This is a genomic window from Yersinia thracica (assembly GCF_902170565.1).
Lineage (GTDB): Bacteria > Pseudomonadota > Gammaproteobacteria > Enterobacterales > Enterobacteriaceae > Yersinia > Yersinia thracica.
Genome location: NZ_CABHXX010000034.1, coordinates 50273 through 75513 on the forward strand (window position 1 = coordinate 50273; position 25241 = coordinate 75513).

Genomic DNA, 25241 nt, shown 5'->3' on the forward strand with positions numbered 1-25241 from the left:
TGGGGGGTGAGGACAGGTAGAAGAATAAAAGCAAGCCGCCGACTATCCCACCGATCGACCACCAGCCCGGTCAGCCAAATTTCCGCCAGCGCACTAATCCCAAAGACTAACTTTTTTCTCTTTTTCATCAGTCGAATGATTAAGCATTTTCTACCCATTGCCGATAAAGGAGGTAAGTTCCTCCATTTTAGAAAAAAGGTATCGGGGAAAGTATGGATAATTTTCAAAAAGAGATTGAAGAGAGAACGAATCTCACCTCCTCTAACAGATTTGAGTTATTGCTGTTTCGTTTGGGGGAATCTCAGGAGGAACAACAGTCTGAACTGTACGGCATTAACGTCTTCAAATTACGTGAAATAGTCCCGATGCCAAGCTTGACCAAAGCGGCGGGTATGGCTTCACCTATGATGGGCATGGCGAATATTCGTGGGGAAATCATTCCTGTGATTGACCTCCCGGCTATCGTCGGTTGTGTACCCAAAACCGGGTTGAACATTTTACTGGTGACGGAATATGCCCGCAGTACCCAGGCATTCGCAGTGGAGTCTGTTGATGATATTGTCCGCCTGGAATGGAGCCAGGTGCTGGCGGCCGACGCGGGGGTCAAAAGCCGCAATATCACCAGCATCGCGCGTCTCGACAATGATAAAGCCAGTAACCGGCTGGCGCTGGTATTGGATGTTGAACAGATTTTATATGACATTATTCCGGCCAACCGCAATGTCCAAATTGATAGCGAGAAGACTAAAGCCTTTGATTTGAAACCGGGGGCGGTGGCCATTGTTGCTGAAGATTCTAAAGTCGCCCGCTCCATGCTGGAACAGGCCCTAAAAATGATGGATATTCCGGCAGAAATGCATATCACTGGCTTGGAAGCGTGGAATAAAATCAAGAAGATAGCGGAAGAGGCACGGGCAGAGGGCCGCCCAATTTCGGATAAAATATCATTTGTGCTAACCGATTTAGAAATGCCGGAGATGGATGGCTTTACACTGACATTGAATGTCAAACGGGATGAGTTCCTGAAGAATATCCCGGTCATTATCCATTCTTCGTTATCGGGCAGCGCGAATGAAGATCATGTTCGCAAAGTAGGGGCTGATGCCTATGTAGCGAAATTCGAAGCTAACGAATTGGAAGCCGCGATCCACAAGGCGTTGGATGCCAAAAAAGCCTTGAATCAGTAACGCGAGCATTGTCCTGTTGCGGCGGCCCTGGTCCGCTGGTGAGTTCAGTAGGGCAGGGCGGTTGATCATTTATTGGTGGCTAAATGCTATTTTCCACCCAATAAAGCTTTTTTGGCCGCATCAAGCAATTCATCCGACAATTTATCCCCAGCAGTCGCGCGTGCCAGTGTTAATGCACCGGATAACATCGCCAGCTGCGCCAGTGCGTGCTGCCTACGCTGCTCGGGATCGTCTATCTCAGAAATCGACTCTAATCTCGCCAACAGAGATTTCACACCGCTGAGATAAACTTCACATACTGGATTTTCATCATTTTCACGCGCCACATCACTGGCTAATGCAGTAATGGCACAGCCGTTTTCTGCATGGTCACGATGAGTCGGTGAGAGATAAAATTCTACTAAGGTGCGCAGAGTATTCTGACCCGGCTGGCTGCTGATTTCTTGCCAGCGAGTGCTGGAATCGTCGAGCGCTTTGCGACTGGCAATCGCCGCCAGTTCATCTTTAGAAGCAAAATGCCCGTAGAATCCGCCATGAGTCAAACCGACCGCCGCCATTAAATCGTTGACACTGACGCCATTCAAACCCCGAGCACGGAAGAGTTGCGAAGACGTCTCTACAATGGCCTCGCGATTGAGAGCCATCTGTTGCTTTGATACCCGGGCCATACATTTCTCCTTATTAATTAGGCAGCATCATAAGGTATGCCATGCCAGCTCATCAATATACCCGTCATTCTTCAAATTGCAGGTGCGTTGGCCGCTGTCCTGCAACTCGAATGATTTAGGATATAGATATTGCCTCTCATCAATATATCAGTGGGCTTATGCTCGCGGTAGCTGAGGGGTGATGATGCGCGTGCTATCGCCACCCTGTGCCCGTGCCAGCGTGTTGGCAATTTGATCGTGCGGGGTTCCCAGGGTGATGGCGCTGACCTTATCAAGGCGAGCCACTTGCTCATCACCTAAGGTCACATCCAATGCTGCCAGTGTGTCATTCAATTGAGCCACAGTTCGGGAACCCAAAATAGGGATCAAACTGGTCGGGGAGTTTGCGGCCTTATGGCGTAACCAGGCAATGGCGATGTGTAATGGCTGCGCGTGATGCTCCTGCGCGACGGCGATAACTTCGTCCAATAGCGTAGTATCTTGCTCGGTATGCACCAATTTCCCCGCGAAGCCCAGCAGCCGGCCTTCATTACTGTGGCGGTATTTGCCTGTCAGTAACCCGCCTCCCAGTGGGGACCATAGCGTGGCCGCCAAACCCAATGCTTCAGCCATCGGTAACAATTCGCGCTCGGCGGTTCGCTGCACCAGACTGTATTCCACCTGAATACCGACAATACGCGACCAGCCGCGCAATTCTGCCAGAGTATCAGCGCGAGCAATACGCCATGCCGGGAAGTTAGACAGCCCGGCATAATGTATTTTTCCTGCGCGGATCAGGTCATCGAAAGCGCGCACAATTTCTTCCAATGGCGTCAACTGGTCATCAAAATGCGCCCATAATAAATCAATACGGTCGGTATTCAGCCGTTTAAGGCTGCTTTCCACCGAGGCGATCATATTGCGGCGGCTATTGCCAGTTTGAGCGATTCCTGCATCCGGTCGCGCACCCAGTGTGTATTTTGTCGCCACCACAAAGCGGTCTCGCTCGGCAGCAATAAACTCGCCCACGATCTGTTCAGACTGACCAAATTGGTAAGTATCTGCGGTGTCGATGAAATTCCCACCATCATCGGCAAAGCGATCAAATACCTGTTTTGCTTCTTCTTTTTCTGAACCATATCCCCAAGCCGTACCAAAATTACCGGTACCTAGCGCCAGTTCCGAGACTCGCAGGCCGCTATTACGGCCAAAAGTGGTGTATTTCATCGTGATGCCCCATCCAATAATTATTTATGATGACTGACATCTATTATATATGACACACGAAATCTATTGGCGCAAGCGAATCATTGTTGACACTTAAATGATGAGTATCATAATATCAAGAATATATGGCGCAACCAAAGCGTTTGTACTGTTTCTTTCTCAAGGGTTAAGTCTTGAGCTTGCGCCTCAAGGTGTCTATGTCCAGGCCGTATTGCCCGCCGCCACACGGACTGAAATTTGGCAGCGTTCTGGCACAGATATCAACACTATTTCAGCGCTGATGGAGGTCGGGGAATTGGTCGATGCCGCATTAGTGGGTTTTGATCGCCGCGAGCCGGTGACTATTCCGCCGCTGTATGATATTGAACAGTGGGGCGCTTATCAGACCGCACGGCAAGCTATGCTGCTGGGGTTCGCACAGGAACATGCTGCTGAGCGTTATCGGATTATCTCTGAATAATTCTAATTTTTCATTAAGTTAACTGTCCATTTATCTCTGGGCAGCTAACTTAATTTCTCCTGTTTTCATCAAACAGAAAGGGCGGTTTGATACAAGGATGCGGGGTCGCCAGCTCCAGGAACCCGCACTTGAGCTTATAATGACAATTATTTTAATTCTTTAAGTCGATGTACCGAATAAAGGGACTCGGTAGTTTATGATTTTCATTGTGGCAGGAAGGGGAACGGATAGGTGACTTACATGTGCGCTAACCATAGAGCAACGCGCAGTAAGCTATTAGGTGATTGTCGTGACGGTATTGAGCCGCTGAAATAGAAAACGCCCCGGAATTCAAAAAAATTCCAGGGCGCTAAAATTTGGCTCCTCTGACTGGACTCGAACCAGTGACATACGGATTAACAGTCCGCCGTTCTACCGACTGAACTACAGAGGAATCGTGTGAACGAGGCGAATAATAGCGGGGGTGGTGCCGTTTGTCAAAGTAGAAAAACATTAAAAATGCGTGTTTGCTGAGAGAATGAGCTTATTGGCTTGTTTTTCAGCAAACTTGTGCATTTTCTGGTCTTTTTATTGAATTTTAATTCAGATTTATTGGGCTATGTTACGGTGTCACTTTGACTAACTGACTGTTTTTTACTTGGTTACCAGCATCATCAAAATAAATATAGTCTAAGATGAGTTCACCGCTGAGTGATGTGGGGGAATGCTCAAATTGATATTGTCGCTGGGCGAACGGAGTCATCATCATGTTCATCTCCTGCGCAATGATATAGCTTTGCTGGCGGTCTTTTAGCTGAATCTGACCGAAAGAAACGTGATATGGCGTGGGGTTATGGGCAGTAAGAGCATATTTTTGATTTTGTTTTTGCAGGGTAAAACTGACCTTTTTCATCGCTTCATTCGGTTTAGGTGTTAATCCATTGGGACGGTAGAAAATCTTCATCTGCGTGTTCATTGCCATCGCCACTTGAGCATAAGCCTCTGTATTGCGGCTTGATTTCGGCGGGATTTCATACAAATTAAGCCAATACACGGATTCGCGATCCCTGGGCAGGTTGTCACCTTTATTAATGAGTCGCAGCCCTTGTGCGGCTCCGGGCTGCATTTTAAATACCGCAGGTAACACCATAAAGGGCGCTTTAGCTTGATCTGGTGTGCTGTCCACATCCCCATCATCTATCCAAGTTTGTACCACGACTGGGTAATCATTGGTATTCGCCAGCATCAGCGTGCGTTCGCGTGACTCTGGCTGATAAATGACTCGGGTTGAGGCTGCAACCAGGCCCGCGATAGCCGGTTGATTAACACTGAATATAAGCAAAAATAGACAAAAGTATCTCATTGTATTTTCACCAAAACATAGGCGGTGGCATCCACTTTACCGGCTGTCGGAGTGCCGTTAGGCAGTTTTTTTAATGTCGCGGTAAAGTGATGTAGATAATTGTTGAATCCCGCAGCGTTACTGCCATTGGCACTGGCTCCTGTGAGAATCGGGTACCAACCGGCACTGGTCGTGGCGGCACAATTGCTGATACACCCGCCCCAGCCGACAAAATTCATGGCATTTCCGTTGCTGTCACTGAGACTGATCCCAACGCCAGTGGCAATACGGCTATCAGTGCCATAATGATCGGAGAGTAAGTAACTGACCCCGCCAGCAGAATTGACCAACCCTAACCCTTGCGCTATCAAATACCCCGGTAATGATGTTTGGATACCCAGCGCTGTTTGTCCACGATTAATACCCGATTCTGTGCCGGATTGGCATTCGATATCGACGGTGATTTCTGTGCTACGTGTTTGATTATCATTGAGTTCATTGACGGTGATAATGGGGAAAACCACATAAGGCGTAACATTGCGCACCACACAGGTATTTTTACGTGTCAGGATAGAAACCGGCGAGGTATTCATACCAAACGCCATATAGCGGCCTGTTCCCCAAGTCTGATAATTAGTCGCTGAATCATATCCGGTTTCCGGCACTGGCATGCCGGGGCCTTTGAATACCACATAACCATTAGGCTGATTACAGGTATAGCTGCCGGAATAGTTATCTGCCGCAGGTCCAGGGCACCCCCAACTGGAAGGGCCTGGCGTGCGATCCACCGATCCCACCTTTTTCAACTCTGCACGGATTTGGCTGAAATGCTTGCCTTTAATCTGAATTTTATTACCCACTACATCGTATTTTTTTAGCGGGACTTGCTGCCAGATTCGGTTGAACTCGATGCCACTCTCGACGTGAATCAGTTTTAATGCGGTATAAGGGAAGAAGGTCTGAAAATAGTTGTCGCCCATATTGGTGTAGCCACCGACATTGCTGTCGCCATTAGTGGCAAATACTTCAAATAAACTGTCTTTATCGGCTACATCACACTCATAGATAACCGCTTCAGGGTCTGACCAGAAGCGGGCAGGAACCAGACTGATGATGCTAGAAGCCAGAATTGAATCAACAGGTTGAATGTAATTGCTGGTTATATTGATGTTGCCGAGTTGCAATGAAGCGCCGTAGTTATCGCCGCCGATATTGGCGCCTTTCCAGACACATTGGGCATAACCGGGCATCGCGAAACTCAATAAAACGAGTGAGAAAAATAATCGCAAGCGACGGAAAAAAAAGGGCTTATCTCGGTAGAGATGAGTGCGGTGGCGTATCATAGAATTCATACTGTTTCTCTGCTTCAATGCTGGGCAACGACACACAAGGCATCGAGTTTATACAGCTGTTTATCATTATTTGGCGTGCCTAAATCGTAATCTAACTGGCAACTTTCATTGGCGGCATCTCCCCATATCAACAGCAGCGTCCCACTGGCATGTTCAGCGCGTAAATAGGCCTGACTGGCTTGGCCGACCATCCCGATTTCCCGATTTTGGGGAGCATCGCCGCCCTTGTTATCAGTGGTGCCGCTGGTGCTGTAAACCACCGCGCCCATAGGCACTTGGCTACCATCAGACAATTTAACCGTCACTAAGAGGGGGTATCCGCTGAGGGTGCGGAACTTAACTTTCACCGCTGAACCCGCGTAGGGAGCAATTTGCCGCTCACCGTCCTGAAGTTCAGTATTGAAATCCATCCCATCGGGATCGAGGGTGATAGTGTTGTAGCGATACGGCGTCAAGGTTGGGACTAAGGCATAACCGAAGCGGTCAATTTTCGCCCCTTGTCCATACATCACTTTGGCCCCACTGGCACCTTTGGCCTCTATTAGCGCAAAGGTATCACTCAGATACGGCCCCAAGGTGACACCGCCGCTGTGGAAGGCAACTGCACCTCGCGCACTGGCGGAACCTTGCCAATAGCCGGGGCTGCGCGATGCGCTGCTGCTCAGGCTGGTACTCGGCAAACGTTTTTGTAAACTGCCACTAAAGGTGTTTTCTTTGGTTTGTTCACTGCGCGCGAAGTCCATACTGTAGCTGGAGGACTGATCGTCACCCATCACACCGGCGAGGGAGGTTTGATAACTCGCACCACTGACCCGGCTGTTCACTGCTCCGGCGGAGATATAAGGTGCTTGTGGACTGCCCCCTAATGGGAATGAAATGGACATTTGCACCAGGGTTTCATTGGTCGCGAGGATATTCGCTCCGTTGGCTGCAGGCATACCGCTGCCGGGGTCGACAAAGTAAGTTTCATTGTTGCCTCCACCGGTTTTTTGTTGTGAAACCGCAAGGTTAAAGCTGGTATTGCGCCATAGGGTATTGGCATAACCCAGTTGCAACTGGGTATCCCGCTTGCGCGAATTACGGTAATCCTGCGAAGAGGCGGTTAAATACAGCGAACCGTAATTGTTGAAATTCTGGTTTAGTGATATCTCAGCCCGGCTGCGCTGTTGGTAAGTCCCTGAGCTCCATGCTTTGCCAAGACTGGCCGCCCGTATGCCCAAAACATCACTTAAATCACGATAACCTTCAGTGGAGTAGCGGTAACCCGCGACGGATAATGTGGTGTTGGTTGCTTCAAAGGTGCGGCTGAAAGAAGCCCGCGCCATCCAGCCATTCTGTTTTGTATTGCGGGATGAATCGCTATTATCGGGTGAATTGATATTGCCGGGAAGGCTGGCATGTGAATAGGTCGCATCCAACCCCAAGGCCCCAATATAGTGAGTGAAAACGCCTCCCAGCATAACGGCCTGATATCCTGAGGCTACGCGCACCCCAGTATTGGCCGTAATGGCGTTACTGACCCCCTGTTGGTAAGTCAGTTCGCTAAATACCTCATGGCTGCCCAGATCACGAACCTGACCGGCGGCGAAGTTGTAGCGGGAATGCCCGGGGCGTAATGATTCTGGTACAGAGGAAAAGGGGACTTGGAAGGTGCTGAGACTGTCATCGGCTTCCTGAATCTCAACGGTCAGGTCACCACCAAAATTAGTGGCAGATAAGTCATTGAATTCAAATGGGCCAGGTGAAACGGTGCTTTGGTAAATCGACCGATTATTTTGATATACCGTGACTTTTGCATTGGTTCTGGCAATCCCCCGGACAACAGGAGCATAACCCCGTTGTGACTCCGGCAACATGCGGTCATCCGTGCTTAGGGCCATGCCGCTAAACCCGAGACTGGAGAAAAATTGGCCCGAACTAAATGTCTCACCCAATGTTATTTCACTGCCAATAGTGGGCAGGGCGCGTTGGCTGTACAACCGGTTAGATGTCCAGTCGGCCCCACGAATGGCGTCGTAGCGCAAAGAACCTTGTTGACGAAAGCGCCACATACCAGCATTGATACCATTGTTCAAACTCAAATAGCTTGAATTGGTGCTGCGTTTAATTCCCTCTTTATTATAGTCCACATGATATTGGTTTAAGTTGTAATTGCTGAAACCAATAGCTTCTCCCGCCGTAAGATTACGGGGGTCAACATAGCCGCGCGGAACATTTTTAACAAAGAGTTGCGGAACCGATAAATCAAAACGTAATTTGGCATAATCGAAGTGATAGTCACTGGCAGGCAGCAGGGTTTTAAAATCCAGGCAGTTATCTTCCGGATTGGCCTTTTCTAGCGCATTTTCATTAACGCCAGCTTGTAGCAGTTGTGATACTGATAAGCAGGGAACAACAGCATCACCTTTGGTGATAAACATCAGCTCGATACGATCAACAAATTTGCTGTTCATATAGATATCAACCTGGTATTTGCCTGCTTCATAACTGTCTTTTTTATTAAAGCGAGAGATGGAGCCCAAACCGAGGGATGAGCCGCGCAATAGCGCATCTTCAAACATATATTCGTCTTGCTTGCTCTCATCTGCCGCTGACACGGAATGACTGACCAACAGACTCTGTGTGAGCAAATAGGATAGCCAAGGAGCGAACCTCACGGGTTATCTCTGTCGTCAGGCACGTTCAGGGTCATTATCACAACAGCATTACAAATGGTAATCGTAGGAGATGCTGGTGCCATAATCATTAACCATGTTCAGCGTCAATAATTCGCCTTTTTTGGCTTTCACCCCAGCAGGAAAAGCCAGATCAGTGATTGAGTTAGGAGCAAACATCTCGCTGGTAGCAAATGAAATAGTTTTCCCATTACTGACCAGTTTGGCATCGCGCAGGCTGATATAATAAGCCGTGGGATTATGTATCTTTATTTTGTCGCCGTTGGTACTTTCCAGATTGACTCGGATTTTTTCACCTAAGGTGTCGACATTTTCTTTTAATGCTGCTGGGCGATAAAAGACTTTCAGCCGGTTATTAACGATCAAAACAAGTTTATTCTCAGATTGCGTATCTTCTTTTTTTAAGGCGGGAATTTGTAAGAAATTCAGATAGAAAACCGATTCGCGATCTTTAGGTAAATTATGTTCGACATATGACAAACGGACGACTTGCCCACTTTGTGCTTCCATACGGAATATTTGTGGTGTCAGTGCGAAAGGGACATCACTTTTTGATGGCGAAGACTGATTATTTCCGTCATCCATCCATAATTGGACCAAATTTGGGTGGTTATCCTTATTACTGAGCTGTAACACTTTCTCCCGTGTACCTTCAGGATAAATGATTCGTGTCCCTGTCATGACAACACTGGCTTGCGTCCATAAGGGTACGCCGCTAAGCAGCAACAACGAGCAGGCGATAATTTTGTGGGCAATCAGTGTCATAGCGCTTACATATCCTTGTTTTTCTGGTTTGTATCGGCTCCGTTACCGGTTGGCCAACATATTCATGAAACAGTTCGGATTTCACGAATAGTCAGGGGTAGGTGATCGCATATTGCGCTGAAGCGATCACGCTCCCAGCAGTCGCGCGACCTTCTTCCGTAATATATTGTGCCGCTAAATCCTGTGATGCAGATGTGGCTCCAGTGGCCAGCGTAATTCCAGGGACTGAAACGCTGCCTCCAGACATACGGATTGGTGCACCATTAGTGTCAAGTAACTGAATAGCGACGTTTTTTGCTGTTCCCACATTGCCCAAATTACCTGCAGGTGTGACATTCATCCCTTGAAAAACGGAGCTGATTTTGGTGTCTTGTATGGCGATGTTGCAGCCAGTAAGGTTGATTGTGAAATTAGTTTTACCGGCGATTGAATTAACTTGATTCAGGTTACTGGTCGAGACGGTTGGTAACAGAACAACGGGGGTGTTGGCGGTGCCATTGATATCAACCATACAAGTTTGTTCGGCAACTTCTCCCTGAAACTTGATAGTGTTATTTGAGGTCGCTGCTAACGCTATGCCCGGTAGGGTGAGTAGCGCCAACGCTATTAGTGTTTTTCCCATGTGATTCCCACTTAATTTTATGATGCATCTCCCCATCATTCTTCAAGCTGCATGTGTGTTGATGGCAACTCGAATTATTTAGGGTATATATTCTTGTAAACGGCGATCTTTATCATTCAACAAAATAAGTGATTATTAAGTTGAAGATGAACCTCCATTATGGGTATTCACTACCCGGTTTTGGGGCCGGTGGTAGTGTAAGGGGAAAGTCAGGGCGACAGAATGAGAGGCGTCCTTGTTTTATATATGAAATTTCCCACAAAACGTGTAGGAACTTATCCTTTCAAAAGAAGCTGAATAATAATTCACATTTATTACAATGAGTTATGATGAGTTTTTAGAAAAGGTTATATTTTCGTCATTAAATATAAATAATAAGAAATAAAAAAGCCCGTCAAAATGTCTGACGAGCTTTCAGTAAGAGTATCATTTTAATTTCTATTTTATGGCGACGGGCTGTCTATTTCAGAGTATGAAGCAATCAAATTTACCAATAATTGGTTAGTCTCAGCCAATAGCGCCAGATAGTCGATACCATGAGCCAGAGCAGCATGTCTATCTTGTTCGTGCAGTAAGGATTCGAATTTAATACAACTATCTACCAGTGTCTGGGCATCAATTAATTGTACGCCACCCTTAATCCGATGAACCAAACTTGCCATTTCTTTATAAATATCAGCAGAAATTGTGTTGTCATCAACAACACTGAGGTGGGTATACAGTTGTGTCAGCACCGCGGTATCCTGCACATTGCTTTCCAATAAAGATTGTAATAATTGCAATTCCACTTCGGCATTGCCTCCCGATAGGGATTTTAGCTTATTCTGCGCTGCCGCTAGAGTAGATTGTTGTTTAGTAACAATAAGATATTCGCTCTCACCTGAGGTTAGCTCTCCCTGATGGCCGCGATTCTGCACGGTAACATCATTAACCACAGTGTGATGATGCCCCGTATCCACATAACTGCCAATAATCTCCTGACGCAGCAGGGTGGTGCGCAGCGTATCGATAGTCACGGGTTTAACCATGCAGTCATTCATCCCTGCCTCATTGCAACGGGTGGTACTTTCTTCCCGTGCATCGGCGGTGCAACCAATGATGACCATATCTTTCATCGTCGCACTATTACGAATATGAGTGGCCAGTTCGTAGCCATTCATCAGCGGCATATTGTAATCAGTGATGACAGCATCAAAACTATAATGCTGCAATATTTGCCAAGCTTCAGCGCCATTTTCGGCACTCATGACTTGCTCGATACCAATAAAGGCTAATTGTTGCTGTAGCAATTGGCGGTTAGCGGGTAAATCATCCACCACCAAAATACGCAAGTTTTTCAACTGATTCAGTTGAGTTTCATCTACGTCAGCAATGATTGAATCTGGTGGCAAATCACTGGTCGTGGCAATTTCCAACGGCAATGTAATAAACAGACTGGTCCCTTTGCCGAGCTTACTTTCTAATGTTATTTCCCCACCCATTTTGTGAATCAATTGATGACAGATCCACAGCCCGAGACCGGAGCCACCGAAACGCGGTGATTTACCCTCATTAGCTTGGCTGAATGGCTGGAATAATGTGGCCTGTGCCGCTGGGGAAATGCCAATACCGGTATCCGTAATATCGATATTCATTACGCCGTGTTTTTCGTCAGTGGCTTCCCAGGTGATATCCACTGACACGCCACCCTGCTCGGTAAACTTCAGGGCATTACCCAATAGATTGCCCATCACCTGCCGTACCCGCAGCATGTCAACCATCACCAAATCAGGGATATGGTCATCCAGCCAACCAGAGAATCTCAGATTGCGTTCATCGGCGATAGGCTGATAAATCGTGAACATCCGCTCTATTTCCTGACGGAAATCCACCACAGCAGGGTGAACACTCAGCTGCCCGGCTTCGATTTTGGCGGAGTCGATGATGTCATCCAGCAGTAGCATCAGTGATTCAGCCGATTTGGAAACTGTCACCAGCGTGTTTTTATCCACCGGCTGGTCACTGCGTATTTCCAGCTCCAATAACCCCATAATGGCGTACATTGGTGTGCGTAATTCATGGCTAATAGTCGCCAGGAATGTACTCTTAGTGCGGTTAGCACTTTCGGCTTCGACACGGGCGGCTTCCAGTTCGCGCTCAACAGCTTTGCGTTGGCTGATATCCAGCCAGCCGCCCAGCAGACTGCGCTCCGCATTATCCAGCGGAATAATCCACAGGAAAATATCACGCAACTCATTGTTGATCTCAAGAGACAAATCCACCATTTGGGGCTGTCTGTCTCGTAAGACATAACGACAATACTTATCTATCTCGCGATCAAGTGGGCTGGTCATTGGCCAGTGGGCTTGCTCAGTCTTCTGATTGAGCATGTCGTTGAGCTTATCTTGATGTGCAGCGGCAAAGTGACTGTTATAAACTGCTAATTCACCTTTTTTGGTGCGAATAAAAACAGCGAATGGCAGGGCATTAATAATAGACTCTTGTTGTCGCAAACGAGCCTGTAACAACTTGGCCTGGCGGCGTTTATTGAACACCAAATAGCAAAGATATAGACCGAAGATCAGCAGCAGACCGGAGCTTATTTTCAGCGCCAACATCAGCCACTCATTCTCCAATGAATGCTCATCAAAGGAGGTCGGTTTAGGTTTGAATGTACTCCATTCACTGATCAGATTGTCTAACTCTTCCGGAGGAATTGACTCTATGACTTTATCAATGATGGCTTTTAATTCAGGTAATTGCGGGCTGATGGCAAATGCCATCATCAAGGGTTCTTCTCCGGTGACGGCCACCGTTTTAATATTGGGCGTGAAATTCTGTGCCGACAGGTAGTTAGCGGTCATCATATTCTTGATAATCGCATCGACTTTCCCTTGTTGTAACCAACGCACTAATGTCATGGTATCAGGCGCGTCTACAAAGGTGATTTTTTGGGCCAAAAGAGCATTGCTAATAATTCCACCGGAAGTACTGCCTGATTGTATACCGACCCGTTTGCCCGCTAAATCCGCTACGTTGTTGATATCAGTGCGATCTTCTCGCGTCAATATGCCCCACAAAGATTGAGCGACTGGTGAAGAGTAAAGGTTGTTGCCGTATTGCCCATTACGGACTGCCACGATGGGCAGCATATCTATTTTCCCAGCAATAAAATCACGCATCGCCTCACCGGTATCTTTGGTGTAAACCGGTTTAAATTTAATCCCGGTTCGGCGTGAAATAATATCAATGAGATCGACGGAAAAACCGGCCATTTCGCCAGTTTGGCGATCACGAAAAATCAGCGGAGCCAGATCCAATGGAGCAACATAGGTCACCATTGGATGCTGTTGAATCCAGGTAACTTCTTGTTCCGTCAAAAGTAATTTGGCATCAATATTGTAATGATGCTTACTGCCAAACCAACGCTGTTGAATATCACCCGTAGCCCTGCTGGGCAGTAATTCCAAAATCTGATTAATGTAATCGATCAGTTTTTGATTTTTTTCCAGCGCCAGAAAGGTGTAAGGGGCAGGGTGATAAGGGGCAAAGTTACGAATTTGCAGTGTCAGCAGTTGCAATTGGTCAATCAAATAGTTAGCTGATGTGGCATTGGCGACAAACACATCGGCATTGCCATAGGCGACGGCCAGTAATCCTTGTAACTGATTCGGATAGGCGACGATTTTATCGGCATGATAATTAAATAAAAACTCCGGAGAGAGTGGCTCATTATTCACGATGGCCACGGTTTCTGGATGGGTGCGTTTGGTGGGGTCCCAATTTTTGCTGCGAACTTCCACATGCCGGTTAGTAAAGAAAGCATGGGAAGCAATCAGCCCTGGTTGAGCGGGCATCGGGGTGCCGGCCATTAAATCAACCTGACCATTTTCTAATGCATTCAATACCAAACCATAATCACAATAACCAATCATCTGAAAAGAGAGTTGGCTGGCATCACTGATGATTTTTAGATAATCCGCAACAATACCTTCAATAGAAGTATCATCGCGATTCACGACAAAGGGCGTATTAGCATCAATAACAACCCCTACTTTCACAGTACGCCGGCTTGATTGGCGTGCGTCAGTGGACGGAGGGAGCAGTAAGTCTTCACTATAACTGTTCGCGATACTGTGTATCGTCAATGGTTGACCCGTATCACATCCCTGACGACTTGCCATTGGGACGGCATAAAGTTGCCCACTCAGTAATAGCAAACAGCACAGTAAAATGTGTAAACGGAAGCAACGATATAAAGATAACGCTGTACGCAGTAAATTAGATTTAGCGAAGCTATACCAAATTATGGGTGTGTGCATAATCTGCCAGTTCAATTACAGAACTTAGTCCTAACTTAGTTAGGATACGTGTTTTATAGGTACTGACAGTCTTGTTACTGATAAACATCTCATCGGCAATCTGTTTATTAGACAGACCATTGACCAGGTAACGTAAAACATTAATCTCGCGCTCTGACAACAAACGGGCCCGATTGACAGGATCATGGCTTGAAGGTTGTCCGGCTAATTGAGTCAAAGTTTCAGATGGGAAGAAAGAATACCCACGTAATACGTTCTGTGCAGCAAAAAGAATTTCACTGATATCTTTATTTTTACTAATGAAACCATTCGCACCAGCTTGTAATGCCCGTACAGCAAAAACCTGTTCATTCTTAGCTGACAAAAATAATGACTTACCGGTAAAACCACGTTGCTGTAGTTTTTTCAGCAATGAGAAACCATCAAAGTTAGGTAGTTCAATATCGATAATAACCAGATCAACAGGATTATTTTTTAATGTTTCCAGGGCCTCACTGCCGTCAACTGATTCATAAATAGTTGAAAATTCATTACTTTGTGACAGTAAAGCACGAATGGCGACACGAATTGCTGGGTGGTCATCAACTATCATCACTGATTTTGTCATGTTATCTCCGTAAACCGTTATATCTTGGGATTCGCAGAGTTAATTCACTGCTGCTCGTTCGAACCGATCGACTTTAAATGATTACCCAAGATGAGATAAACAAGAATTGCTACTGCCGATGCCCAAACTATTATTATACCCGCCATACTACAAACTGTATGTGCGCTGGCTACCTTTATTACTCGGCCCGTCCATGGGCCTCGCCTCTGCGAGGCCGCTGCAAGCAGCGTTCAAATCTACTCCCGACATATTTGTCACCCAAATCATTGACTCATCAGAGCTCTCTCGCTTGCCGCTTTCCTGCAACACGAATTATTTAGCGTATAGGTAAGGTACTATTTCGGTGATTTTAATCTCTAATTATAGATTATCAAGAAAAGATTATTACTCATGTAGCCGCTGCTTAACCAAATTCATCCCATCAGCATTATTCTGCTTAGTGAATTGATTATAAAAGAGTTAGGATTTTTTTTATTAAAATGTGAATTACCCATTCAAAAAAAGAGAAGAAATAGTCAAATAATCATTTTAACTGTAACAGTATCTGATTTTTCATCACTGCACGTAGAAAACTTCTATGATATCTTGTCTGGCTTATTCCAGTATAAATATCAGTTAGATAGCGAATGATTTTATAATGAATTCATCAGTGAGGGGGAATAAAAAACTCATAATGGTGCTTTAAGAATCTTGCTATTACGATAAATGGCGAGATAAAAACTAAAGCAAAAAGCCCGCTTAGTTTCCTAAGCGGGCTTCTCTAATATGGCTCCTCTGACTGGACTCGAACCAGTGACATACGGATTAACAGTCCGCCGTTCTACCGACTGAACTACAGAGGAATCGTGTGAACGGGGCGAATAATAGCGAGGTATGAGGGACATGTCAAAGGGGAAACAGTAAATTTGGATTGTTTGCTTACAGTTTGTGCAACTTGTTGAGATTTTTAGCTTTTAGCTCAATGTTTACCCACAAAAAACAGTTTGATAACCGGCAAAATGGCGGGCAGTCGTGTGATCACACTGCCCGCCGGGGCATTTATTGTGGGGCATCCGTTAAGACAAACATGCCATACGGATGAATTTGTAGATAATAGCTGTCGCCGGGAGCGGGTTGTAATTGTGTGGCATTCACTTGCAACAATAATGATTGGCCTTGCCAATCGACCAGAACTTCATATTGTGGCCCCATATAAGCCACTTTATTGATAGTGCAGCGCTGGCTTGGGTCACCTTGTTGGCTCAATGTAATGGCTTCAGGCCTGACTCCCACGGTAGCTTGCTGATATCCATCAGCAAATCCCTGTGGACGCGGAATGTGATAACCAAAAATTTCGACGCTATCACTGTTAATCCGTGCGGGGAATACGTTGGCATCTCCCATAAAACTGGCCATAAAGTGAGAGGCTGGGTGGCGGTATAATTCCTGCGGCGCGCCAATTTGCATGATTTTGCCTTTATTCATGACTAAGACGGTATCAGAAACGGCAAAAGCCTCGCTTTGGTCGTGCGTGACATACAGCGAAGTAATATTGAACTGTTGCTGTAATTCACGAATTTTATCGCGCATGCTGCGGCGCAGGTTGGCATCCAGGTTACTGAGCGGCTCATCAAACAATAGCACTTTGGGCTTCAGGATCAGCGCCCTTGCCAGCGCTACGCGCTGTTGTTGCCCCCCCGATATCTGATCAACAAAACGGTCAGCAAACCCTTCTAAATCAACCAGTGCCAGCGCTTCTTTCACTCGGTCGCGAATTTCATTTTTTGGACGACCCAACATTTTTAGGCCATAACCAATGTTTTCGCCGAGCGACATATGCGGAAACAGGGCATAGGACTGAAATACCATACAGATATCGCGCTGCTGGATAGATCTATCCGTCACATCTTCACCGTCGATAAAAATTTGTCCGCCAGTAGGTTTTTCCAGCCCGGCAACCAAGCGTAATACGGTAGTTTTGCCACAACCGGATGGCCCCAACAGGGTGACCATTTCGCCTTTTGGAATCGCCAGATTTAAATCATCAATAACGGTATTGGTGCCAAAACGCTTGGTGACATGTTTGAGTTCGACAAAATGTTTCTTATCAGAACCCGGTTTTTTATCAGACCCATGATTTTTATCAGATTCATAGTTTTCGTTAGTCATCATATTAAGCCTTATCAGTGCGCCGTTATTCAGCATTACTGGCTTTCGAGCGGGCAATACGCGCTTCGCCAACCAGATAATCAAACAGGAAGATGATGGCGAGCATCACCACAATCAGAATGGAGCCATAAGCAATTGCGATGCCGTATTCGCCATCTTCCACCCGGTTAAGGATGTAGGAGGTGGCGACTCGCGTGTCCGGCGTCACCAGGAAAACAATGGCACTGACGGTGGTCATCGCCCGCACAAAGCTATAAATCAGCGCCGATAAAATCGCCGGACGCAGCAATGGCAGCAAAATATAAATCACAGTACGCAGCGAACCCGCTCGTAAGCTGAGGGAGGCTTCATCCAGCGATTTATCCAGTTGTCCAAGACCCGCAATCCCGGCACGTATCCCGACGGGCACATTTCGCATCACCATGGAGATAATGACGATGGCCGCAGTACCGGTCAGATACACCGGCGCACTGTTAAAGGCCAGAATATAGGAGACCCCAGCAACCGTGCCCGGCACGGCGAAACATAGCATTGTGCTGAATTCGATGGTTTTTTTGCCACGGAATTGCTGGCGCACCACGATATAGGCAATGAGCAGGCCCAGAGCGGCGGTAATAGGGGCGGCGATACCGGCATAGAGCAGCGTATCGAGCAGCGAAGGCCATGCGCCATCACTGAAACCTTGCCCGAATAGCTGGTTAAAGTTATTCAGTGTCAGGGTGTAATCAACCCCCCAGTTGACGGTGAAACTGCCGTAGAAAATGCTGCCATATAACAACACGTTAAACGCAATCCACACATACAACATGGCCGTGGTGCCCCACACCAGAGAGACCGGTAATGGCTGAACATCACCGCGTGAAGATTTACCGGAGATGGTGACGTAGGAGCGCTTGCCTATCCACATATACTGGATACAGAAGATAAACAGCGAGAACATCAGCAGAATGACACCCAGGGTCGAGGCCGCCGGATAATCAAGTTGAGCGCCGGTAATATAGAAGTAGATTTGCGTGGCGAGCACGTCAAAGTTCCCCCCCAATACCAGCGGGTTACTGAAATCAGCCAGTGATTGCACGATGACTATCAAGAATGAGTTCGCCAATGCCGGTTTTAACAGCGGCAGAAACACTTGCCGAAAAGTCTGCCAGCGGCTGGCGCGCAAGGTATAGGACGCTTCTTCCAGTGACGGGTGAATGGTTTTAATCGCGCCGTCGAGGATCATAAATGACATCGGCGTGAAGGCCAAAACTTGCGCCAGCCAGATACCGGTAAAACCATAGAGCCAGTTAGTATTTGTCAGCCCGAACCAAGTGACCATTAACTCGGTCACGTAACCGGAACGGCCCATCATTAAGGTGACACCCAACCCAACCACAAATGGCGGAGTGACAATCGGCAGAATTGAGAAGATTCGTCCCAGCAGTGCTGAGCGTTTAGCAATTCTCGTGGTGTATATGGCTAACACCATGCCAAAGAAAGTACAGCCAATACCCACTGCCACCGACAGCACGAACGAATTCCAGATCACTTGCAGGATATGCGCTTGCCCGAGGATGGCCATAAATTGCCATGGCGCAAAAGCTCCGCTTTCATCGGTAAACACCGGAATGAAGATAGCGATACTGGGAAACAGAATAAAAACAGTGATCAGCGCGATAATAGTGACCAGCGACCCGAGGACAAAACGATCGCCTCCCAGCCATTCAAGGCGAGCTAGCGCTAACGTAATAACCGCGCCTAATGCGATAAACAACCCGATAGTGGCAAAACCCAGCCCGCGTTCGACCCAGGCTGAGGTGATCACCACGAATAAGGCGCAAAATAGGGCGAAGCCAGCATCAAATAGGTGGCGAGCACGATGTTCGCGCCCTTGTGGGGAAAGCGGTCGGAAAAGCAGCACTAATGGCAAGGCAAACCATACAATACTGATATTTAAGCTGGACCAGCCATAGGCGGCCAGTAGCTCAGAACGGCTGGCATCAACCAGGCCATAATCCAAACTGAACGCAGGTAGTAAGGCAAAAGCAGCCACGGAGAAAGCCAACCAATAGAAAATGGTATCCCGTGTCTGCGGGAGCCGCAGAACATGTGAGTGAGTCATGGTGTTCCCCAGATCTAACCTTCATCCTTGGCGTTGCAGCCGTATTCGCTGCAACGCCAATGGCTCGGTTATAGAAAAAGCGCTAAGTTATTTTATGGTTCGCTTATTTTGTAGGCTGTTATTTGCCCATCTTGACGTCATTGACCCACTTGGTGATCAACTTCTTACGCATTTCGGTGGCACCGTAAGTGTCCATGTCGTAATTAATCAATTTCAAGTCATCGAGCTTGAGTGAGTTAGGGGAGGTCGCTGCGGTGGTGTTGGTCAGAATTTGGTAAGACTGGCCTTTCTGCCATGCCAATTCTTGCGCGTCTTTTGACAATACCCAGTCAACGAATAATTTGGCGTTATCCAGGTTACGTGCGCCTTTCAGAATACTGACGCCGCCAATTTCATAGCCAGAACCTTCGCAAGGTGAAATCAGTTTCAGCGGTGCGCCTTTTTCTTTTTCCAGCGAGTAATCGTGCAAGAAGCCAATGCCGATGGTGGTTTCACCTCGTGCGGCATTACGGGCGGGGGCGATGCCAGATTTGGTGTATTGCGACACGTTGGCATTGAGTTTTTTCAGGTAATCGAACGCGGCATCTTCACCCCACAATTGTGAGAAAGTGGCCAGCGCGGTGTAGGCGGTACCCGAGCTTTGCGGATCGGCAATCTGGATTTCACCTTTGTAAATTGGGTTGGTCAGGTCTTTCCAGCATTTCGGCTCTGGCAGGCCTTTTTCTTTCAGGCGATCGGTATTCACACCCAAGCCTAAAATGCCGATATATACCGCAGAGGAATAGTTACCTTTGCGTTTGGCCGGATCGCGGAATTGCGGCATGATTTCCGCCAAATTAGGGGAGGCGTAGGGGTAGAGTAAATCCATTTCACCAGCCTGAGACTGCGGATCCAGAGTGCCGCCATACCAGACATCAGCCTGTGGGTTCTTTTTCTCTGCATCGACTTTGGCTAGTGTGCTGCCGGAGCCATTGCGAATAAAGCTGGTTTTGACATCGTATTTTTCGCCGAACGCTTTGGCTTCTTCTTCACACATTGCGTTGGTGGCGCTGCAATAAATCACCAAACGGCCTTCCGCTTTGGCGACAGTGGTAAAGGCACTCAGTGCGAGGCCAGCGGCTATCAGTACTGAGAGAGAGGTAAGTTTCATAACATTATCCTTTTTATATTCTTATGCGCCCGTTGCAGGGGCAGTCAGAGTTGTAGTTATAGATATGACCGTTGTAGAGGTATGACTTACTATATTTAACGTGCTTTTATTGACTTAACCTATGGTTTTAATTTGCTTAACGAACCGTTTTTAATCGATTAATACCGGCCATCAACAGCGGCATCAATAACAACCCAACGCCAGCCGATGCCAGTGTTAGCAGGGCAAAAAAGCCTTGCCAGCCATAATGTTGTAATATTTGCGCCAGCGGCCACCCCGCCAGTGCTGCCCCGAGATAAGCAAATAACCCGAGAAACCCCGTGACCGTACCAGCAGCATCTTTATGGGTATATTCGGTGGCTGCCAGGCCAATGAGCATCTGTGGCCCAAAAACAAAAAAACCAATACTGAAAAATGTCACCGACAGCAGTGGATAGTTATCTACCGGTGCCAGCCACAGGGCCGTCATGGTCAGAAACAGCCCCAGTGCGAATAACAAAATCATTGGTGAGCGCTGACCGCGAAATAACAAATCTGACCCCCAACCGGCGAACCACGCGCCAAATAACCCACCTAACTCAAATAGCGATAAGGTGGCGTTGGCACTGAGCAAATTGACACCATGGCTCTCCGCCAACCAAATATTGCCCCAATCATTGAGTGCGATGCGGATCAGGTAGACCAGCACATAAGAAACCCCTAATAACCAGATGGTGCGGTTGCGCAAAATAGCATCGCGAAAAATACGCCCCATCGGCATCGGTGGGCTTTGCTGCTCCTGCCACTGATCTTGTGGGTCACGCCGCCATTGGCCGATGGTCGGCAACCCTTGCTGCTGCGGCTTGTCGCACAATTGCCAACATAACCAAATGCCTAATACGATGCCGATGGCCCCTGGCACTAACAGTGCGGACTGCCAACCATAGTGCGAAGCCAGAAAAGCCGATAACAAAGGTACTGCGGCACCGCCAATACTGATGGAGGTATTCCAGCAACCCCACCACGTCCCGCGTTCGTTGCGGGAATACCATGTGCTCAGTAATTTGGCACAAGGCGGCCAGCCCCAGCCCTGAAAGAAACCATTTAAAGTCCAGACCACCAACAAGGCGGGCAGGGAGTGGCACAGGGTAAACACCACATTCAGTATCCCGGTCATCATCAAACCGATGCCCATAATCCAGCGCGCTTGGGTGCGGTCACTCACTATGCCGGACACAAATTTGGAGCCGCCGTAGGCCAAATAAAACAGGGTACCCAGCAAGCCGATGTCCCCTTTATCTAACCCCAACTCCAGTTGCATCACTGGCATGGCGTAATTAACACTTTTGCGGGTCAGATAAAAGGCGGCATAGCCCATCACCATGGCGGCCATCAGGCGTGGACGCCAGTAGCGATAGCGCGCATTCACCTGTTCCGGCGTCAAAGGCTCAGGGGGTAAAGTCTTTGACGACAATGGCGGTGCTGACATGGACTCCTCCGGTAATTGTGTTGAGTGTAAGGAAGGAAAAAGTAAAAGAGATGAGACAAGGTTGTAGACGGTTAGGAATAATGCTTAGTTATGAGGAGGTTTGATTCAGTTCTGTGGGCAGGCTCACAGAGTCGCTGGTGCGGACATGGGTGGGCAGATTGACCACCACCCGGGTTCCTAAACGGCGTTGCAATAACCAGTCGCCGCCCAGAGCGCGCACGCGCTCTTCAATACCGCGCAAACCTAATCCGCCGCCTTGCGGTTGCACTGGAATTCCCGTGCCATCATCACGGACTTCCAGGGTGATGATATTGTCGGACAGGCGCAGGCTAACCTGAATATTGCTGGCATTAGCGTGTTTATTAATGTTGTTGAGCAGTTCTTGCACCAGCCGATAAAGCGTAAACACCACCACATCTTCTCCGGGTGTCGCGGGCAGCGCATAATCCAATTGGAAATGAATACCTTGCTCGGCGAAAGCAAACTCTTCTGCCAGATGCTGTAGGGCTTGATCCAATGGCATTTCATCCAACACCGGTGGGCGCAATTGGCGTAGCAGTTGGCGAGTAGTTTGGTGAATACGTTGCGATAAGCTGCTGATTTGATTAGCCGCAGATTGTGCAGCTGGAGAGGGCGCACTGCGGTTGACCAGCATCGCCTGAATTTGAATGGCGGTGATGTTCTGGCCGATTTCGTCGTGCAGCTCGCGAGCAATTTCTTTGCGCACATCTTCCTCGGTGCGCACTAACCGTTTCATCAGTTTGCGGCGGGTTTGCAGTTCTTGCTCCAACTGATTGCGGTAACGGTGCAGATGTTGCGCCAGCTGTTGTTGGCGGCTGATGGCGATCCCCAATGTCAGCCCCAACAGCGCTTGAGTGGAGAGAAATAATTCCAGTTCAGCCAAATCATGAAATGCCCCACTGGCCTGGCGGGTCACGGTTATCATCAGGCTGCCTAACACCGCCGCCAATACCCCGCCTTGCCAACCGAATTTGTAAGCCATAAATACATTGGGCAGAAAGACAAAAATCAGGAGCAACCGCTCCATATTGGGGGCAATAGCGATTTGCACGCAAACCCCAATGGCAAAAATTAGCGAGCACCAAATCAGCAGCGAGGTGCGCAGCGGTGGGTCTGGCATCTGTTGCGAGAACAAGTTGCGGATATGCTGCTGCTTTAAATACTCATAGATGAGATAGGTGAATGGCACTAACAGAATGCCGCCGGTAAAGGTGGCGAGCAGCGTTTGGGTTAACGGCAATGGTAGCCAGAAGCTCAGCACCAACCCGTGTAGCAGGCTGTTGCCGGTGACGGCGGCGAGCAACAATAACAGCCGCTGCCAATAAAGCGTGTAATGGTGCCAAAAACGTTGGGTGAGCACGGCAGGCAGCAAACTGAGGAAAGGTGACAGCATAATCAACAGGGTAGGCTGCAATTGTTCACGGTGCAGCCACCACAATGCGGCGCATTCCGTCAGTAACAAGACTGACCAATAGCGGCGCGGCAGCAATATCATCAATGCCAGCCGCAGACCTTGCGGCAGTAATAAAACGGCGTGTAAACCATCGTCACTCAGATAAAAACTAATGGTCCACAGCGCCAGCCAACTCAGTGAGAAGAAAATAGCCAGAAACAGCGATAGCCCCACTGAGCGCAATTGCCACATATCAGTTCCCTGCCAGTAATTGATGTTGCAGCGCAAAGTGCACCAGCTCGACCGTGGTTTCGCAATTCAGTTTGCCCAGAATATTGGCCCGATGAACATGGACGGTTTTGTGGCTGAGTGATAATTGCTCAGCAATGGATTTGACACTAATTCCATTGATTAATAACTGGAAAATCTCTTTCTCGCGCGGTGTCAACACCGCCAGTTGTTGCGGCTGCTGCGGCATATGACGCAAGGCGCGCAGGGCATCAGCACATAAATAGAGGCCACCGCCATTGACGGTGCGTAGCGCCTGAACCAATTCGTCCGGGCCACAGCGTTTAGTCAAATAGCCGCTGGCACCAGCATCCATAGCACTTTGCACAAAGGCGGTGGTGTCATAAATACTCAAAATAATGGCACGAAAATGCGGCATTTTCTGGCGCAGGCGTTTGAGCAGGCTTAACCCGCTTTCGTCCGGCATTGAGATATCCATCACGGCGACATGTACATCTGTCGCGGGCAGATTGCTCCAGGCCTCTGCCGCCGATCCATATTCGCCAATAATCCGTATATCTTTCTCCAGCGATAATAACTGGGCAAAACCAGAGCGGACAACAATATGGTCATCTATCAACGCGACATTAATCATAATTTTTCATTATTGCGGAACATAGACGAGCATGATGCTCATCAATCATTAGGGTAGCAATAATTGTTATCAAAAATGTAAGAGGCTTAACATATGCGGGAAAAATCTGATGGAGAAATAAGCTATTTTTCGTGAAAAACTCAGCTCTCCGTGAAAAACTCAGCGCTCCACAGGAGGATAGGGAGCGCGAAGAGGGCGTTTAGTCATAATCACCCCGATTTTTTACTGTGATAGATACGCTGTGGTCGGCCCACTTTGCCGTAAATAATCTCGGCTTGTAGGGCATGATTAGCGGCGCAGAATTCCAGATAGCGGCGGGCGGTAGTGCGGCTTAATCCGAGTATTTTCGCGACACTTTCAGCGGTGTATTCATCGGCATTATCACTGAATAACGTCTGGATTTTATCCAATGTCATTTGGTCGATACCCAATGGCAAGGTCATTTTTTGTTCGCCACGCGCATAGGTATTGTACATTTCATCAATTTGGCGCTGATTAACTTTGGTGCCATCTTGCAAAACTTGATGGCGATGACTGTAGCGAGCCAGAGATTGTTCGAGCCGCTCGTAGGCCACCGGCTTTATCAGATAATCGAAAACCCCGTAGCGGATAGCTTCAGAGACCGTTTCGCTGTCGCTGGCCGCAGTGACAAAAATAATCCCACCAGAGAACCCCTGTAAGGTCAGCTCGCGTAATAAGGCCAAACCGCTGCCATCGGGCAGATAATTGTCTAACAGAATCAAATCAGGATGAAAGCGAGCCACCATGCTGCGGGCTTGCTGTAAATTGCCCGCCAACCAGACTTCATGGCAATAGCTACTTTGCTTGATAAATTCTGCATGCATTTCTGCCAGTGGTGTTTCGTCTTCTACCACTAAAATATTAAGACATTCCATGGGGTCTCCCCGTC

Annotated in this window: 17 protein-coding genes, 2 tRNA genes and 1 pseudogene; 2 read left to right on the top strand and 18 right to left on the bottom strand. The window is 47.9% G+C overall.

The window, feature by feature from the left end; all coding sequences use genetic code 11:
• Positions 1-212: 212 nt before the first annotated feature.
• The gene (locus FTA91_RS05325) at positions 213-1187 is read left to right on the top strand and encodes a chemotaxis protein (protein WP_145535471.1); all 975 of its coding nucleotides are present in this window, start codon (positions 213-215) and stop codon (positions 1185-1187) included.
• A gap of 86 nt (positions 1188-1273) precedes the next feature.
• On the opposite strand, the gene FTA91_RS05330 is transcribed toward FTA91_RS05325, so the two are convergent.
• Together FTA91_RS05330 and FTA91_RS05335 are read right to left on the bottom strand one after the other, a co-directional pair.
• Positions 1274-1855: a TetR/AcrR family transcriptional regulator gene (locus FTA91_RS05330; RefSeq protein ID WP_050114267.1), complete on the bottom strand. Its 582-nt coding sequence runs from the start codon at positions 1853-1855 to the stop codon at positions 1274-1276.
• A gap of 156 nt (positions 1856-2011) precedes the next feature.
• On the bottom strand, positions 2012-3061 hold the full coding sequence (locus FTA91_RS05335; protein ID WP_145583017.1) for an aldo/keto reductase: 1050 nt from the start codon (positions 3059-3061) through the stop codon (positions 2012-2014).
• 121 nt (positions 3062-3182) lie between these two features.
• On the opposite strand from FTA91_RS05335, the pseudogene FTA91_RS05340 reads away from it, so the two are divergent.
• Positions 3183-3521 (top strand): annotated as a pseudogene (locus FTA91_RS05340) (SDR family NAD(P)-dependent oxidoreductase); the annotation flags it as partial.
• A gap of 357 nt (positions 3522-3878) precedes the next feature.
• Here the strand turns inward: FTA91_RS05340 and FTA91_RS05345 are convergent.
• From FTA91_RS05345 to dpiA, 16 genes are all read right to left on the bottom strand, one after another.
• Positions 3879-3954 (bottom strand) — tRNA-Asn (locus FTA91_RS05345).
• Positions 3955-4122: 168 nt separating this feature from the next.
• Positions 4123-4863: a fimbrial biogenesis chaperone gene (locus tag FTA91_RS05350; protein WP_145583019.1), complete on the bottom strand. Its 741-nt coding sequence runs from the start codon at positions 4861-4863 to the stop codon at positions 4123-4125.
• The gene (locus FTA91_RS05355; protein WP_186377343.1) at positions 4860-6194 is read right to left on the bottom strand and encodes a fimbrial protein; all 1335 of its coding nucleotides are present in this window, start codon (positions 6192-6194) and stop codon (positions 4860-4862) included. The genes FTA91_RS05350 and FTA91_RS05355 overlap by 4 nt, the downstream gene beginning before the upstream one ends.
• Before the next feature lie 14 nt (positions 6195-6208).
• Positions 6209-8851, bottom strand: a complete 2643-nt coding sequence (locus FTA91_RS05360; RefSeq protein ID WP_145583021.1) for a fimbria/pilus outer membrane usher protein — start codon at positions 8849-8851, stop codon at positions 6209-6211.
• Between the two features lie 48 nt (positions 8852-8899).
• Positions 8900-9634, bottom strand: a complete 735-nt coding sequence (locus tag FTA91_RS05365) for a fimbrial biogenesis chaperone (protein ID WP_145535463.1) — start codon at positions 9632-9634, stop codon at positions 8900-8902.
• A gap of 91 nt (positions 9635-9725) precedes the next feature.
• Positions 9726-10256 carry a fimbrial protein gene (locus FTA91_RS05370; RefSeq protein ID WP_004388881.1) on the bottom strand — a complete coding sequence of 177 codons (531 nt, stop codon included), beginning with the start codon at positions 10254-10256 and terminating at the stop codon, positions 9726-9728.
• 443 nt (positions 10257-10699) lie between these two features.
• The gene (locus tag FTA91_RS05375; RefSeq protein WP_050114370.1) at positions 10700-14419 is read right to left on the bottom strand and encodes an ATP-binding protein; all 3720 of its coding nucleotides are present in this window, start codon (positions 14417-14419) and stop codon (positions 10700-10702) included.
• A gap of 112 nt (positions 14420-14531) precedes the next feature.
• Positions 14532-15164 (bottom strand): response regulator transcription factor, encoded by a 633-nt coding sequence (locus FTA91_RS05380; RefSeq protein ID WP_004391176.1) that lies wholly within the window; start codon positions 15162-15164, stop codon positions 14532-14534.
• A 766-nt stretch (positions 15165-15930) separates the two neighbouring features.
• Positions 15931-16006, bottom strand: a tRNA-Asn gene (locus FTA91_RS05385).
• A gap of 196 nt (positions 16007-16202) precedes the next feature.
• The gene (fbpC, locus tag FTA91_RS05390; RefSeq protein WP_050114255.1) at positions 16203-17312 is read right to left on the bottom strand and encodes a ferric ABC transporter ATP-binding protein; all 1110 of its coding nucleotides are present in this window, start codon (positions 17310-17312) and stop codon (positions 16203-16205) included.
• A 25-nt stretch (positions 17313-17337) separates the two neighbouring features.
• Entirely contained in the window at positions 17338-19416 is a 2079-nt protein-coding gene (locus FTA91_RS05395; protein ID WP_050114253.1) for an ABC transporter permease, read from the bottom strand.
• A 118-nt stretch (positions 19417-19534) separates the two neighbouring features.
• A complete protein-coding gene (locus tag FTA91_RS05400; protein WP_050114251.1) occupies positions 19535-20566 on the bottom strand; it encodes an ABC transporter substrate-binding protein in 1032 nt (343 codons plus the stop codon).
• A 136-nt stretch (positions 20567-20702) separates the two neighbouring features.
• The gene (gene uhpC, locus FTA91_RS05405) at positions 20703-22034 is read right to left on the bottom strand and encodes an MFS transporter family glucose-6-phosphate receptor UhpC (RefSeq protein WP_145535458.1); all 1332 of its coding nucleotides are present in this window, start codon (positions 22032-22034) and stop codon (positions 20703-20705) included.
• Between the two features lie 88 nt (positions 22035-22122).
• On the bottom strand, positions 22123-23700 hold the full coding sequence (locus FTA91_RS05410; protein ID WP_145535456.1) for an MASE1 domain-containing sensor histidine kinase: 1578 nt from the start codon (positions 23698-23700) through the stop codon (positions 22123-22125).
• Between the two features lies 1 nt (position 23701).
• Positions 23702-24331, bottom strand: a complete 630-nt coding sequence (locus FTA91_RS05415; RefSeq protein WP_050114246.1) for a response regulator transcription factor — start codon at positions 24329-24331, stop codon at positions 23702-23704.
• Between the two features lie 209 nt (positions 24332-24540).
• Complete coding sequence (gene dpiA, locus FTA91_RS05420; RefSeq protein ID WP_145535453.1) at positions 24541-25227, bottom strand: two-component response regulator DpiA; 687 nt, start codon at positions 25225-25227, stop codon at positions 24541-24543.
• Positions 25228-25241 lie beyond the last annotated feature (14 nt).